The organism is Rhodanobacter sp. C05 (genome assembly GCF_002001165.1).
Lineage (GTDB): Bacteria > Pseudomonadota > Gammaproteobacteria > Xanthomonadales > Rhodanobacteraceae > Rhodanobacter.
The window spans coordinates 201,497-216,320 of the sequence record NZ_MUNQ01000026.1 but is presented as its reverse complement, the minus strand read 5'-3'; the positions used below and the strand labels follow the sequence as shown (position 1 = coordinate 216,320).

Annotated in this window: 12 protein-coding genes and 1 riboswitch; of the genes, 6 read left to right on the top strand and 6 right to left on the bottom strand. The window is 63.7% G+C overall.

Annotated features, from left to right (window positions below; translation table 11 throughout):
• Positions 1–13: 13 nt before the first annotated feature.
• Entirely contained in the window at positions 14–976 is a 963-nt protein-coding gene (locus B0E51_RS18755; protein WP_168172685.1) for a glutathione S-transferase family protein, read from the top strand.
• A gap of 102 nt (positions 977–1,078) precedes the next feature.
• On the opposite strand, the gene ahcY is transcribed toward B0E51_RS18755, so the two are convergent.
• Complete coding sequence (gene ahcY, locus B0E51_RS18750) at positions 1,079–2,521, bottom strand: adenosylhomocysteinase (RefSeq protein ID WP_077446396.1); 1,443 nt, start codon at positions 2,519–2,521, stop codon at positions 1,079–1,081.
• Positions 2,522–2,542: 21 nt separating this feature from the next.
• Positions 2,543–2,643, bottom strand: a riboswitch (S-adenosyl-L-homocysteine riboswitch).
• A 96-nt stretch (positions 2,644–2,739) separates the two neighbouring features.
• On the opposite strand from ahcY, the gene ppc reads away from it, so the two are divergent.
• Together ppc and B0E51_RS18740 are read left to right on the top strand one after the other, a co-directional pair.
• Complete coding sequence (gene ppc / locus B0E51_RS18745; protein ID WP_077446395.1) at positions 2,740–5,445, top strand: phosphoenolpyruvate carboxylase; 2,706 nt, start codon at positions 2,740–2,742, stop codon at positions 5,443–5,445.
• 60 nt (positions 5,446–5,505) lie between these two features.
• Positions 5,506–6,006, top strand: a complete 501-nt coding sequence (locus tag B0E51_RS18740; RefSeq protein ID WP_077446394.1) for a DUF3828 domain-containing protein — start codon at positions 5,506–5,508, stop codon at positions 6,004–6,006.
• Between the two features lie 18 nt (positions 6,007–6,024).
• Here the strand turns inward: B0E51_RS18740 and B0E51_RS18735 are convergent, their stop codons facing one another.
• A complete protein-coding gene (locus tag B0E51_RS18735) occupies positions 6,025–7,908 on the bottom strand; it encodes an ATP-binding cassette domain-containing protein (protein ID WP_077446393.1) in 1,884 nt (627 codons plus the stop codon).
• A 334-nt stretch (positions 7,909–8,242) separates the two neighbouring features.
• Here B0E51_RS18735 and B0E51_RS18730 point away from each other — a divergent pair, with 334 nt between their 5' ends.
• A complete protein-coding gene (locus B0E51_RS18730; protein ID WP_143526014.1) occupies positions 8,243–9,316 on the top strand; it encodes a D-alanyl-D-alanine carboxypeptidase family protein in 1,074 nt (357 codons plus the stop codon).
• 36 nt (positions 9,317–9,352) lie between these two features.
• Here the strand turns inward: B0E51_RS18730 and B0E51_RS18725 are convergent, their stop codons facing one another.
• The 4 genes from B0E51_RS18725 to B0E51_RS18710 all read right to left on the bottom strand — a co-directional run bounded on the left by B0E51_RS18725 (position 9,353) and on the right by B0E51_RS18710 (position 12,968).
• Positions 9,353–10,270, bottom strand: a complete 918-nt coding sequence (locus B0E51_RS18725; RefSeq protein WP_077446391.1) for a glutaminase — start codon at positions 10,268–10,270, stop codon at positions 9,353–9,355.
• Positions 10,271–10,325: 55 nt separating this feature from the next.
• On the bottom strand, positions 10,326–11,579 hold the full coding sequence (gene phaZ / locus B0E51_RS18720; RefSeq protein ID WP_077446390.1) for a polyhydroxyalkanoate depolymerase: 1,254 nt from the start codon (positions 11,577–11,579) through the stop codon (positions 10,326–10,328).
• A 100-nt stretch (positions 11,580–11,679) separates the two neighbouring features.
• A complete protein-coding gene (locus B0E51_RS18715) occupies positions 11,680–12,426 on the bottom strand; it encodes a class I SAM-dependent methyltransferase (RefSeq protein ID WP_077446389.1) in 747 nt (248 codons plus the stop codon).
• A 41-nt stretch (positions 12,427–12,467) separates the two neighbouring features.
• Positions 12,468–12,968: an RDD family protein gene (locus B0E51_RS18710; protein WP_077446447.1), complete on the bottom strand. Its 501-nt coding sequence runs from the start codon at positions 12,966–12,968 to the stop codon at positions 12,468–12,470.
• 50 nt (positions 12,969–13,018) lie between these two features.
• On the opposite strand from B0E51_RS18710, the gene xerD reads away from it, so the two are divergent.
• Together xerD and B0E51_RS18700 are read left to right on the top strand one after the other, a co-directional pair.
• A complete protein-coding gene (gene xerD, locus B0E51_RS18705; RefSeq protein WP_077446446.1) occupies positions 13,019–13,936 on the top strand; it encodes a site-specific tyrosine recombinase XerD in 918 nt (305 codons plus the stop codon).
• Between the two features lie 95 nt (positions 13,937–14,031).
• Complete coding sequence (locus tag B0E51_RS18700; RefSeq protein WP_077446445.1) at positions 14,032–14,799, top strand: DsbC family protein; 768 nt, start codon at positions 14,032–14,034, stop codon at positions 14,797–14,799.
• Positions 14,800–14,824 lie beyond the last annotated feature (25 nt).

The window sequence follows — 14,824 nt, the reverse complement described above, 5'->3', positions numbered from 1 at the left end:
AAGGAGGGCGCTCATGATCGAGCTGTACAAGCTGCACTGGTCGCACTACGTGGAAAAGGTGCGTTGGGCACTGGATTTCAAGCAGCTCGAATGGCGCGGCATCGACATCGTTGCCTTCAACAAGAAGGAAATGCAGCGCTTTGCATGTGCGCAAACGGTGCCGTTGATCCACGACACCGCCACCGGCGTGGCGATCAGCGATTCCTCGCCGATCATCCGTTACCTCGACGAGACCTATCCGGAGCACGCCCTGTTGCCCGCTGATCCGGTCGAGCGTGAAGCGGTATGGCAATGGATGCTGCGGCTCGACTCCACGCTCGGGCTGCACGCACGCCGGCTGGGTTACACCCAGCTGATCATGGAGTGCCCGAACGTGCTGTCGCGGCTGTTCATGCCGAATGTCGCCGGTGGCCTGTTCACACGGCCGGTATGGCGTGCGCTGGCCGCACCCGTGCTGGGCGCCATGCTGACTCTGCGTTTCCGCTTTCACTACAACCGCGAGGATCGGGTATACGAGGCGCTGGAGGCGCAACTGGTTCCGATTGCCGCGCAACTGGAGTGCGGCGGCTTCCTGGTCGGCGGTCGTTTCAGTGCGGCGGATATCACTCTGGCGTCGCTGCTGCGACCGCTGCGGATCGTGCCGCACTTTGCGGATCACCCGCAGTTGCAGTCGCTGTTCGTCTGGCAGGAACGTTTGTTTCGAGAGCATGGACGCGACGTGGCATTTCCGTACGAGGAGCTGATCCAGGCGCAACGGCAACGGCGCGGCAGCATGCGCGGGAAGGTGAACTGGATGCGATCCGTGTCGACCACGGTGATGCCCGTCGAGCCATCACATTTGCAGGTGGCGCACAACGATATCCATCCAGTGAACCGCTGGACTCTGGTGCGAGGTCTGCCTGCGTATCTCAAGCTGCGCTGGTTCGCGGGTATCGGCAAGGTGCGTTATGTGCCGGCGGCGTTTCTCGCCGGATAACACTGGCGACGCGCATTGAGGCATTCAGAAAGCTGCTGCGCATGAACAAAGAAGGGCGCAATAAATGCGCCCTTCCGGGTATTGCTCAGGTTTTTCCGTGACTCAGTAGCGGTAATGATCCGGCTTGTACGGACCTTCAACCGGCACGCCGAGATAGCCTGCCTGCTCCTTGGTGAGCGTGGTCAGCTTCACGCCGATCTTCTCCAGGTGCAGACGCGCGACTTCCTCGTCGAGCTTCTTCGGCAGGATGTAGACCTTCGGCTCGTACGTGTCCTTGTTCGCCCACAGGTCGATCTGTGCCAGGGTCTGGTTGGAGAACGAGTTGGACATCACGAAGCTCGGGTGGCCGGTGGCGCAGCCGAGATTCACCAGGCGGCCTTCGGCCAGCAGGAAGATCGCGCGGCCATCGGCGAACACGTACTTGTCCACCTGCGGCTTGATGTTGATCTTCGTCACGCCGGCCATCGCATTCAGCGCGTCGACCTGGATCTCGTTGTCGAAGTGGCCGATGTTGCAGACGATCGCCTGATCCTTCATCGCCTTCAGGTGATCCAGCGTCAGCACGTCCTTGTTGCCGGTGGTGGTGACGTAGATGTCGCCGCGGCCCAGGGTCGATTCAACCGTGTTGACCTCGAAGCCTTCCATCGCCGCCTGCAGCGCGTTGATCGGATCGATCTCGGTGACCACCACGCGCGAGCCGTAGGCACGCAAGCTATGCGCGCAGCCCTTGCCGACGTCGCCGTAGCCGCAGACCACGGCGACCTTGCCCGCCAGCATCACGTCCATCGCGCGCTTCAGGCCATCGGCCAGCGATTCGCGGCAGCCGTACAGGTTGTCGAACTTGCTCTTGGTCACCGAGTCGTTGACGTTGATCGCGGGGATCAGCAGCGACTTGGCCTCGGCCAGCTGGTACAGGCGATGCACGCCGGTGGTGGTCTCCTCGGAGACACCCTTCCAGTCGCGCACCACGGTGTGCCAGAAGCCCGGGCGTTCGGCGTGCACGCGCTTGAGCAGGTTCTTGATCACCTGTTCCTCATGCGAGGAAGCCTTCTCGTCGACCCACTTCGAGCCATTCTCCAGCTCGTAGCCCTTGTGGATCAGCAGGGTCACGTCGCCACCGTCATCGACCACCAGCTCCGGACCGAGGTACTTGTCGGCGCCCTTGCCGGGGAAGGTCAGCGCGTCGAGCGTGCAGTCCCAGTATTCCTCCAGTGTCTCGCCCTTCCAGGCGAACACGGGCGTGCCAGTGACGGCGATCGCGGCGGCGGCGTGGTCCTGGGTCGAGAAGATGTTGCACGAGGCCCAGCGCACGTCGGCGCCGATGTCCTTCAGCGTCTCGATCAGCACCGCGGTCTGGATCGTCATGTGCAGCGAGCCGGTCACGCGCACGCCCTTCAGCGGCAACGTGGCGGCGTGCTTCTTCCGGATCGACATCAGGCCCGGCATCTCGTGCTCGGCGATGTCCAGTTCCTTGCGGCCCCAGTCGGCGAGCGAGAGGTCGGCGACCTTGTAGTCGTGGGTGGTTTCTTTGGTAACGGCGTTCATAAATGTCTCCGGTTAGTGACAATCAACCGGGCGCCGTTGTGGAACGTGCCGCGCCGAGCCTGGCCGTTTCCCGACGACGGATGACTCCGCGTGATGGAACGGTCGCAGCGCCCCTCGGCGGGCAGTACAAGCCCGCTATTGTAGCGGGAGACGCGCCGGGATGCCTCCTGCGCCGCGATTGGTTAGTCTGGCTGTTCACCTTGCACTGGAGTCACCACGTGGAAGTAAGCCGCGAACCCGAATTCCTGTCGCACGACGGCCCGTTGCGCGAGGACGTCAGCCGGCTTGGCGCGATGGTCGGGCGCATGCTGGCCGAACAGGGCGGTGAAGCTTTTTTCGAACGGGTCGAACAGGTACGTCTTGCGGCGATCCGCCGACGGCGTGAAGGTGCCACAGTCGATGAGCTGGCCGATTCGCTGGCCGGCCTGGAGGCCGAGGATGCCGAAGCGCTGGCACGCGCTTTCGCTACCTATTTCCAGGCGGTGAACACGGCTGAGCGGGTGCACCGCATCCGTCGCCGCCGCGATTACCAGCGCGAGGGCAGTGCGCCGCAGCCGGAATCGCTGCTTGATGTGCTGGGCCAGTTGAAGGCCCAGGGTGTTGGCGCGGACGAGCTGATCGGCTGGCTGGACCGGTTGTGGATCGAGCCGGTGTTCACGGCGCATCCTACCGAGGCGGTGCGCCGCTCGCTGCTGGAAAAGGAGCAGGCGATCGTGCGTTCGTTGATCGACGGCTTCGATCAGAACCGCACGCCGCAGGAGCGCAAGGAGGACGACGATCGCATCTACATGGCGCTGTCCTCCGGTTGGCAGACCGCCGAGGCGTCGCCGGTGCGGCCCACCGTGCAGGACGAGCACCATCATGTGGGCTTCTATCTGGCCAATCCGATCTATCGCATCGTGCCGGCGCTCTTCGAGTCGCTGGCCGAGGCACTGCAGACGGTCTACGGCGTGGCGGCGAAACTGCCACAGCTGCTCGGCTTCGCGACCTGGGTCGGTGGCGACATGGACGGCAATCCGAACGTCGGCGCTGCCACCATCGCCGCCAGCCTGGCCACCCAGCGCGCACACGTGATCGAGCATTACGTGGCCGATGTGGCGGGGTTGGCGCGCCTGCTCAGCCAGACTGAAAGCCGCGTGGCCGTCGACACGGAGCTGCAGCAGCGTCTGGACGACTACCGTGCACGCTTTCCCGCAGCCACGAAAACGATACGGCCACGACATGCCGACATGCCGTATCGATGCCTGTTGACGGTGATCGGTGGCCGCCTCGAAGCCACTCGTGAAGAAAGTCATCCGGAAGGCTATACGTCCGTTGCCGAACTGCTCGACGACCTGCAGCTGATCGTCAGGAGCCTGGTCGATCATCACGGCTTGCATGCGGGTGCCTACGCCGTGCAGCGTTTGATCCGCCGTGTGCGCACGTTCGGCCTGCACCTGGCGCGGCTGGACGTGCGGCAGGATTCGCGTGTGCACGATGACGCGCTGGCGGCGCTGCTCGGCAATTCGCGATGGCCGCAACTCGCATCCGAGGCGCGCACGCAACAGCTGCGCGACTACGCCAGTGGTGGCGCGCTCTTTCCGATCAGTCATGTCGATGTGGTCACCTCGCTTTACGACGTGTTCGCCACCCTCGGCGACGCTCGTCGTCGTTACGGCAGCGAAGCCGTCGGCCTGTACATCATCAGCATGACGCGCTCGGCCGCCGATGTGCTGGCGGTGTTGGCACTGGCACGATACGGTGGCCTCGTCGAAAACGGCAACGTTCCGCTCAACATCGCGCCGTTGTTCGAGACCGTCGACGATTTGAAGAACGCACCGGCCACCCTTCGCGCGCTGCTTGTCGATCCGGTCTATCGGCAGCATCTGGTCTCGCGCAACGATCAGCAGTGGGTGATGCTCGGTTATTCCGACAGCGGCAAGGACGGCGGCACGCTGGCTTCGCGCTGGGGCCTGCAGCGCGCCCAGGTGGAGTTGCTGGAGGTGGCGAATGCGGCCGGCATCCAGCTGGCGTTCTTCCATGGCCGCGGCGGCTCGGCCAGCCGCGGCGGCGCGCGCATCACGCCGGCGCTGATGTCGTCTCCGCGCGGTGCGGTCGCCGGTGTGCTGCGGGTGACCGAGCAGGGCGAGGTGATCCATCGCAAGTACGGCATCCGCGCGCTGGCACTGCGCAACCTGGAGCAGACCGTGGGCGCGGTGCTGCGCGCCAGCCTGCGCCCGCGCGAGACCGAATCACGCGAGGAGCGCTGGCGCGAACAGATGAACCGGTTGTCGGTGAACAGCCGCCAGGCCTACCGCGCCTTCGTCGAACGCGAACACTTCGTCGACTACTTCCGGCATGCCACGCCGATCGACGTGATCGAGCGGATGACCCTGGGCTCGCGCCCGGCCAGCCGACGCAGCATGCGCGGTGTCCAGGATTTGCGCGCGATCCCATGGGTCTTCGCCTGGACCCAGTGTCGCTCGATCATCACCGGCTGGTACGGTCTGGGCACAGCACTGGAGCAGGGCGCTGCCGAATTCGGCGAGGCGGAACTGGCCGAGATGGCGCGCGACTGGCCGTTCTTCAGCAACCTGCTGGATGACGTCGAGATGGTGCTGGCCAAGTGCGATCTGGATATCGCCGAGGCGTTCTCGAAACTGTCAGGCCCATTGCACGACGAGTTTTTCGACCTGATTCGCCGCGAGTTCGAGCGCACCCAGCATTGGCTGCTGCAGCTCAAGAAGAGCAATGCCCTGCTGCAGGGCGATCCACGCCTCTCCGCGTCGATCCGCCTGCGCAACCCTTATGTCGATCCGATGAGTCTCATGCAAGTTGATCTGTTGCATCGCTGGCGCGCCGGCGATGGCAAGGACGATGCGCTGCTGCAGGCGCTGGTCGCCTGCGTCAATGGTGTGTCGCAGGGTCTGCAGAACACCGGTTGAGGGCTTGTTGCAGGACTACACTCACGATGGCAGGTCACTGCCACAACGAGGGTTGCAGCCATGATCAGGAAAATGGTGCTGGGACTGGTTGTCGCGGTGGGCATCACAAGTGCCGTGCTTGCCGCGGATCGGCCGGCGCAGGACATGCAGGGTACGGCGGCCGCTGAACGCTTCGTGCGTGGCATCTATGCCCACTACCGCAAGGATGGTGAAGGTGTCGGGACGGACAGCAAGGCCGTCTACACGGCGTCGCTGCTGGCACTGATGCGCGCCGATCAACAGGCTGCCGGCCCGGGCGAAGTTGGGCTGATCGATGGTGATCCGTTATGCGATTGCCAGGACTTCGAGATCAATGCGGTAAGGCTTGCGCTACGACCGTCTGGTCAGAATCGGCTCGTCGCTGAAGTGAGATTTCACAATCTTGATCGCGACGTCTCGTTGCACCTGGAGCTGCTTCTTACGCCAGCAGGCTGGCGTGTGGACAACGTGGATTCGGCGGGTTGGGAAGGTGGCAGCCTTCGCGCTGCATTACAGCGAGAACTCAAGGCTGCCGGCCACTGAATATGTTGACATGCAATGTCAGGCGTCCAGTTCGGTCCAGCGTGCATAGGCCGTTTCCAGCTCTACCTGCAACTTGGCGACCGCATCGTTGGCCTTGGTAATCGCCACGCTGTCCTGCTTGAAGAACTCCGGTGCGGTCATTGCCTCGCCATGCGCAGCGATCGCGGTCTCGAGTTGTTCGATGCGGGCGGGTAGTTGATCCAGTTCGCGTTGATCCTTGAAGCTCAGCTTTCGCTTGGCTGGCGCTGCTGTCGGTGTGGGCTCGTTGCGGGTCAGCCCCGGTTTGGCGGCCGCGGCAGCGACTGCCGTGGCCGCTGCCGGTCGTTGACGCAGCCAATCGGAGTAGCCGCCGATGTACTCGCCGATCTGGCCGTTGCCTTCCAGCACCAGGGTGCTGGAGACCACGTTGTCGAGGAAGGCGCGATCGTGCGAAACCAGCAGCAGGGTGCCCTGGTAGTCGGTCAGCAGTTCTTCCAGCAGCTCGAGGGTTTCGACGTCGAGGTCGTTGGTCGGCTCATCCATCACCAGCAGGTTGGATGGCTGCGCGAACAGCTTGGCCAGCAGCAGGCGATTGCGTTCGCCGCCGGACAAGCGGGTGATCGGCGCGCGGGAACGCTCGGGCGAGAACAGGAAGTCCTGCAGGTAACCCACGATGTGCTTGCGCTGCCCATTGAGCTCGATGAACTCGCGGCCTTCGGCCACGTTGTCCAGCGCATTGAGTTCGTTGTTGAGCTGCAGGCGATGCTGGTCGAAGTAGGCGACCTGGATGCTGGTGCCCATTTCCGCTTCGCCGCGTTGCGGCTGCAGTTCGCCCAGCATGATCTTGAGCAGGGTGCTCTTGCCGGCGCCGTTCGGTCCGATGATGCCGATGCGGTCGCCGCGCATGATGGTGGTGGACAGGTCGTCGATCAGCACGCGGCCGCCATAAGCCTGATGCACGTGCTTGAGGTCGATCACCTTCTTGCCCGATGCCTGCGCGGTAGCCAGCGTCATCTTCGCGTTGCCGCCGAGATTGCGTCGCTCGGCGCGTTCGTTGCGCAGCGCTTTCAGCGCACGCACGCGGCCTTCGTTGCGGGTGCGCCGGGCCTTGATGCCCTGACGGATCCACACCTCCTCCTGTGCCAGCTTCTTGTCGAACAGCGCGTTCGCCTGCGACTCGGCGTGCAACCGCTCCTCGCGCCGACGCAGGTAGTTGTCGTAGTCGCCCGGCCAGTCGGTCAACGAGCCACGGTCGATCTCGACGATGCGGGTGGCCAGCGCGCGCAGGAAGCTGCGGTCATGGGTGACGAAGATGATGCTGCCGGCGAACTGCTTGAGGAAGTTCTCCAGCCAGCCGATCGCTTCGATGTCCAGATGGTTGGTCGGCTCGTCCAGCAGCAGCACATCGGGTTTGCGCACCAGCGCCTGCGCCAGCAGCACGCGGCGCTTCATGCCGCCGGACAGCGCAGCGAAGTCGGTCTCGGCCGGTAGTTCCAGCTTGGTCAGCACCTCGGTGACACGGCGATCCAGATCCCAGCCGTGCTGCGCCTCGATCTGATGTTGTACTTCGCCCAGAGCGTCGAAATCGGCCTGGGTGTGCAGTTCATGCAGCAGGTGGTGATAACGCGCCAGCAGGTGACCGAGATCGCCGAGACCTTCGGAAACCACGTCGAACACGTTGCCGGCGGTGTCTTGCGGCACCTCCTGCGCCATCCGTGCGATCACCACGCCGTTCTGCACGCGCACTTCGCCGTCGTCGGCATGCAGCTCGCCGTCGATCAGCTTCATCAGGGTGGATTTGCCTTCGCCGTTGCGGCCGACGATGCATACACGCTCGTTCGTTTCGATCGACAGATCAACGTGTTCGAGCAGGAGAGGGCCGCCGATACTGAAGTCGACGCGTTGCAATTGGATAAGAGACATCCGCCCATTGTAGCGGCTGGCTTGTTGAAAGCTGTCTCAGCCGGCAACAGGTGTGCGGGATTTATGGATCGCGAAAGGTCGGAGTACCCGCACCGGGCAAGACATCCGTCGCGACAAATACACTCAGCACCTGATATCGACGAATTACACGAATCTAACAACCTATTCAAAAACATATGGTTGGTAAGGGAAGTTCGCGCATTACCTATGGATATTCCGGCGACTATGCATTATGTTCGCGCCCACGTGCGGCGATGTTGCAGTTCAGGAACGGGGTGACAGGTTGGCTATCAAGTTCATAAAGCCAGGACGGTCGCTGCACCGACTGCGAGGCATGTTTGCGGCGGTGATCCTGGCTGTCTTCAGCAGTTTCATGGGTGTGGCACATGCCGGCTACGCCGCCATTGTCGTCGATCCGGCGACTGGCCAGGTTCTCAGTGCGGTGAATGCCGATGAGCAGAACCATCCGGCTTCGCTGGCCAAGATGATGACGCTCTACCTCACCTTTCAGGCGCTGCAGAATGGCAAGCTGAAGGTCGATCAACTTTTGCCGGTTTCGGCCTGGGCGGCAGCGAAGGCGCCGACCAAGCTCGGCCTGCGTGCGGGTCAGACGATCTCGGTGCGTGACTGCATCCTCGGCATGGTCACGAAATCGGCCAATGATGCGGCGACCGTGATCGCTGAAGATCTCGGTGGCTCCGAGAGCCACTTCGTCGAATTGATGAATGCGCAAGCGCTGCGCATTGGCATGGCCGATACCCGTTTCGGCAATGCCTCCGGCTTGCCCGACCCGGATGACGCGACGACGACGCGCGACATGGCCAAGCTGGCCATCGCGCTGTATCACGATTTTCCGCAGGACACGCCCTATTTCGCGACCAAGGAATTCATGTTCCGTGGGCGGCTCGTGCGTGGCCACAACCATTTGATGGATCGCTACCCGGGTATGGACGGGCTGAAAACCGGCTTCACCGATGCGTCAGGCTTCAATCTCGCCTCGACCGCCGTCAGGGATGGCCAACGTCTGTTTGCCGTGGTGATGGGCGGTCGTACCGCGGCGGCTCGCGACCAATTGATGGCGCGACTATTGGACGATGGTTTCGATCATCGCCAGACCCCGGCGACACTCGTCGCTCAGGCCGGTGGTGCGCGTAGCAGCGTGGCGCGCCGCGTTCTGGCTGCGTTGTCGCCCATCGGTAGTGCCGAGGCCGAGGAAACCATGCCGTCGCCGCAGCATCACCACCGTCGCCATGGCAGATCCGTTCCTGTTGCGCGTGTCTGTACTCCGCACCGGGGCATCACCTGTACGCACCGCAACGTGGCGGCTCATCCCCATCCTGTGCGCGGCGCGAGCAGGCTCGCCCACCGCAATGCCAAGAAGCCGGTGGTCGTGGCATCGAGCCGCTGAGATCGTCGCATGGTTTCGCATTCCGGTTGCTGCTGACTAGAAGATCGACAGCCCGGTCTTGGCCGTAAAACGCTCCAGTGCGGCACTGCCAGCCAATGAGTTGCCCTTGGCGTTGAGCGCCGGCGACCATACCGCCACCGCCAGCTGGTTCGGGATGACTCCGACAATGCCGCCACCGACACCGCTCTTGCCCGGGATGCCTACCTGATAGGCGAAATCGCCGGCCGCGTCATAGGTGCCGCAGGTCAGCATCAATGCATTGATGCGTTTGGCCTGGTCGGTCGAGAGAATGTTGGTGCCGCTCCACGGGCAACGACCCTGATTGGCCAGGAACAGGAATCCGCGTGCCAGGTCCACGCAACTCATCGCCAGCGAGCACTGGAAGAAGTAGAAGTCCAGGATGTCGTCGATCGCATGCTCGAGGTTGCCGAAACTGCGGATGAAATTGGCCAGTGCAGCATTGCGGAAACCGTTGGCTTTCTCCGACAGCGCGACTTCCGGATCGTCGCGTATGTCGGGATTGCCGCTGCAGCCGCGGATCGCAGCCAGCAGTTGCGCGCGCGGATCTTTCCGCGTGGCGAGCACTACATCGGCGACCACCAACGCGCCCGCATTGATGAAAGGATTGCGCGGCAGTCCGTTTTCCAGCTCCAGCTGCACCAGTGAATTGAACGCGTTGCCGGAAGGTTCGCGGCCCACCCGCTGCCACAGTTTGTCACCGATGGACTGCAGCGCCAGGGTCAGCGTGTACACCTTGGAGATACTCTGTATCGAAAACGCTTCAGCGGCATCACCGGTCTGGTAGAGCTGGCCATCGAGCGTGACCACCGCCATGCCGAATTTCTCGCGCGGCACGCAGGCCAGGCGCGGTATGTAGTCCGCCACGTGGCCCTGCACTAGCAGCGGCTGCACCTCGTCGCGGATCTCATCCAGGATGGCTTGATAGTCAGGCATGGCTATGCGTACTTCCCGTGCAAGGCACGGGGAATCATGGCGGATTTGTGTGAGGTCAGCGCGTCGGACGATCGAACTTGCGGATGAAGTCGCGCACCTGCGGGTAGACCGTCTCGCGCCAGCGCCGGCCGCTGAAGATGCCGTAATGGCCGGCGCCTGCGATCACCTGGTGCGCGCGCCGCGAGGCCGGGACACCGCTGCACAGGTCATGCGCAGCCTGGGTCTGGCCGAGGCCGGAGATGTCGTCCAGCTCGCCCTCGATGGTCAGCAGGGCACTGCGCTTGATCGCGGCCGGATTCACCCGCTCGCCAGCGACGTCCCACAGTCCGCGTGGCAGCAGGAACTGCTGGAACACCTTCTCGATGGTGTCGAGATAGAACTCCGCAGGCATGTCGAGCACGGCGTTGTATTCGTCGTAGAACTTGCGGTGCGACTCGGCATCGTCGAGGTCGCCGCGCACCAGGTCCTGGTAGAAATCCCAATGCGAGTTGAGGTGGCGACCCGGGTTCATCGCGATGAATCCTGCATGCTGCAGGAAGCCGGGGTAGACCTCGCGGCCGCGACCCGGATAATTCGGTGGCACGGTGTGGATCACGTTGCCCCTGAACCACGACAGCGGCTGGTTGGTGGCCAGGTTGTCGACGCTGGTGGGGCTGCGCCGCGTATCGATCGGGCCGCCCATCATGGTCAGGCTGCGCGGCGTGTCTTCGCCGCGCGCGGCCATCAGCGACACTGCCGCCAATACCGGCACGGTGGGTTGGCACACCGAGATCACATGCAATGAGCTTGCGCCGATATGCCGGATGAATTCCTCGACATAGGCGATGTAGTCGTCCAGGCCGAACGTGCCTTCGGCCGTCGGCACCATGCGCGCGTCGACCCAGTCGGTGATGTACACCTTGTGGTCGCGCAACAGCGTGCGCACCGTGTCGCGCAACAGGGTGGCGTGATGGCCGGACAGCGGCGCGACCACCAGCACCACCGGGTCGGTCTTCATCTTCTCGATGGTGCCCGGATCGTCGCTGAAGCGCTTGAAGCGCTTGAGCTGGCAGAACGGCTTGGCCAGCGCGACACGTTCGATCACCGCGATCTCGTGATCGTGCGCCGTGGCGATGTGGATGCCGAATTCGGGCTTCTCGTAGTCCTTGCCGAGCCGGTGGATCAATTCGTAACCAGCGGCCATGCGCTGGGAGCCAGGCAGTTGCGCAAACGGGCTGCTGTTGTCGTTGAGCATGCTCGCGTTGGCTTGCGCGAAATAACTCAGCGGGCCGAGGAAGGCGCGCTGCCATTCGTGAATTTGGTAAAGCATCGTGATGGGATAGCCGGGGACGAAAACGCTTCCATCTTAGCGCCGTTTGGCTTCGCTGTGGTGCGATGCCGCAAAGGCGGTCGCCATCCGGATCAATCACTTAACTCCGGCGGCAGCGCAGCAGCAGTTCGTCGACCCCGTGCGTCTCACCGAGTCCGGTGCGCCATTGCAGGGTCTTCTGGAAGCGCAGACCGAGCGGCATGAACACCCGGTTGTACCACCACATCGCGCGCTCGCGCTGGTGGGTGAGATACCACTGGCCGAGATCGAGCAGGCGCGAGGATGCCGGCTGCATGCCGTAGACCGCGCTGTACTCGATGGTGAAGCCGTGCTGTGCCAGTCGTTCGACGATCTGCGCCGGTTCGTAGCGCCGGCAGTGGCCGACGAAATCGTCGAACGCGGTCCAGGCTTCCGGGTGCAGCGGTACCGAAAGCAGCAAGGTGGCGCCAGGCTTCGCCACCCGCGCCAGTTCGGCCAGCGCACTGTGGTCATCGGCGACGTGCTCCAGGATGTCGAAGGCGCAGATCAGGTCGAAGCGGCTGTCCTGGCATGGCAGCGAACCGATCATGCCGTGCACGGCATCGGCACCCTGCTCACGCAGGCGTTGCAGGGCGGCGCGGCTGAGGTCGACGAAGCAGGTGCCGCGCAACGGCAGGCGCGGACGCAGGCCCGGCGCCACTTCCAGTCGCTGCGCTGTGCTGGCAGCCAGTTCGCGCAACAGCGGCCAGGTGTTGAAGCGCTCCGGTCCGATCAGCCTGGCTTCGGCCCACAGCGATTCGTAGAAGCCGCGATTGGTGCGGATCAGTTCGGCATCGTTGCGACTTTCGACAGGGCGCGGATTCGGCATGGCCGCATTGAATCGGGTAGGTACTGAGCAGAATGTGAAGCTCAGCCCAGCAGGCGGACTTCGGTATGTGCAGCAAGATCGTGCAGCGCGCGGCGGCGCGGATCGAACAGTCCCACGGCAAACCAGCAGGCCCACACGATCAGCACGGTCCACAGCGTCATGCGCAACCCGATCACCGGTTCCAGCATCAGCAGCACCAGCGGCGCGGCTGCCACCAGCACGCGGATCACTGCCTGCTGCAGCGACGGCGTGCCGCCATCGTCGCGGGTCACCCGGATACGCCACGGCCGCATACCCAGCGTCTGCCCACCGCGGCGCCATGAACTGATGAAATACGCTGCCACCACCAGGCCCTGCAACGCCTGGTACCAGACTGGAATCACCGTCGTGGCGCCGGTATGGATCAGCTGGCCGCCAGTGGCCAGCTGGCACAGCAGGCCGACCACCATCACGATCGCCACCACGATCAGCAGGTCGTAGACCAGGGCGAGCAGACGGCGCCATAGCGGGCAGGGAACATCGGTGGTGAGAGTGGTCGGCATCGGTGGTCGGTCGCTTGCGTAGTTCGCGCGCAATGCCCAGCATCGTGCGCATGAAGAAGGAAGAAAGCCGTACCAGTATCGCCGAAGCCGATCGACTGAGCATCGCTGCATTTCTGGAGCGGGTGTGGTCGGAGGACGGCCTGGCCGATCGCACACTGGAGGCGTACCGGCATGATCTGGAGGCGCTGGCGGGCTGGCTCGGCGCCCGCGGTCGCAACCTGCATACGGCGCGGCGCGAGGATATTTCCGCCTATCACGGCCTGCCGTCGGTGGCGGTCCGCTCGATTGCGCGCCGGCAATCGGCATTCCGTCGCTACTACGCTTTTCTCGCGCGCAACGAACCGGGTTTCACCGATCCCACCCTGCTGATCGAGCGGCCGAAAATATCGCGCAGCCTGCCCAAGGCGCTCGCTGAGCGCGAGATCGTGGGCCTGCTCAACGCACCGGATGTGGCAACCACCCTGGGTTTGCGCGATCGCGCGATGCTGGAGCTGATGTATGCCTCCGGCCTGCGCGTGTCCGAGCTGGTCGAGCTTCCGCTGATGGCGTTGAATGCGCGACAGGGCGTGTTACGGGTCACCGGCAAGGGCGGCAAGGATCGGCTGGTGCCGGTGGGCGAACTGGCGCTGGAGCGCATCGCGGCCTATCTGGCTGACGCGAGGCCGGTGCTGGCGAAAGGGCGTCAGCCAGCGGCGCTGTTTCTCAGCAAGCGCGGCGAGGGCATGACCCGGCAGATGTTCTGGACGCTGGTGAAGCGCTATGCGCTGATGGTCGGCATCAATTCGAAACATATCTCGCCGCATGTGCTGCGGCACTCGTTCGCCACCCATCTGTTGAATCATGGTGCCGATCTGCGCGCGCTGCAGATGCTGCTTGGCCACAGTTCGCTCAGCACCACGCAGATCTACACGCTGGTGGCGAAGGAAGGCCTGAAACGGCTGCATGCGCAGCACCATCCACGCGGCTGAGCGCACTTCCGACGGCAGCACGATGCGTCGGCTGTGCGAGAATGAGCTGGTTGCACCAGCGCGGTGTACGCGGAACGGATGGAATGAGGTTGGTGATGTTGAAGAAGCTGTGGCTGGCGCTGAGCGTCGGCGGATTCGCATTCGGCGCTTGCGCGGCCGAGACTGTCACCACTGCCAGCCCGGCGGTAACGCCAGCTGCCGAACAGATGGTACGGCAGGCGATCCACAGTCTGTCGGACAAGGTCCAGGTCGACTCGATCGAGCTGGCGCCGATACCGGGTTTCTATCAGGTGATTGCTTCGGGCAAGATGGTCTACGTCAGCGCCGACGGCCGCTACATGCTGGACGGCGATGTGGTCGACCTGGGCCAGCATGCCAATGCCAACGACGTTGCCTGGGCGCGTTTCCGCAGGAACGAGCTGGCCAAGCTGCCCGTTTCCGAAGGCATCTTGTTTGCACCGCCGCACCCGAAATACACGGTCACCGTGTTTACCGATGTCAATTGCGGCTACTGCCGAGCGCTGCACGAGCAGATTGCCGGATTCAACAAGGCCGGCATCGCGGTGAAATACCTGGCCTGGCCGCGTGAGGGAGTACTCACCCTCGCCGGTCGTCCGACCCCGACCTATACCGAGATGGTGTCGGTCTGGTGTGCGGCCGACCCCAAGGCCGCGTTCACTGCGGCCAAGCAGGGTCATGCGCCGAAGCCAACCACTTGCGCGAACCCGGTCAAGGACGAGTTCAATCTGGGCCTCAAGCTGGGGGTTGACGGTACGCCGACGATCTTTGCCCCCGACGGCCGCACCCTGGGCGGTTTCGTCACCCCGGAGCAACTGCTGCAGGCCTTGCAGGAGGGCGGTTGAGCCAGTTCTGGCGGGGTTTGCCGGT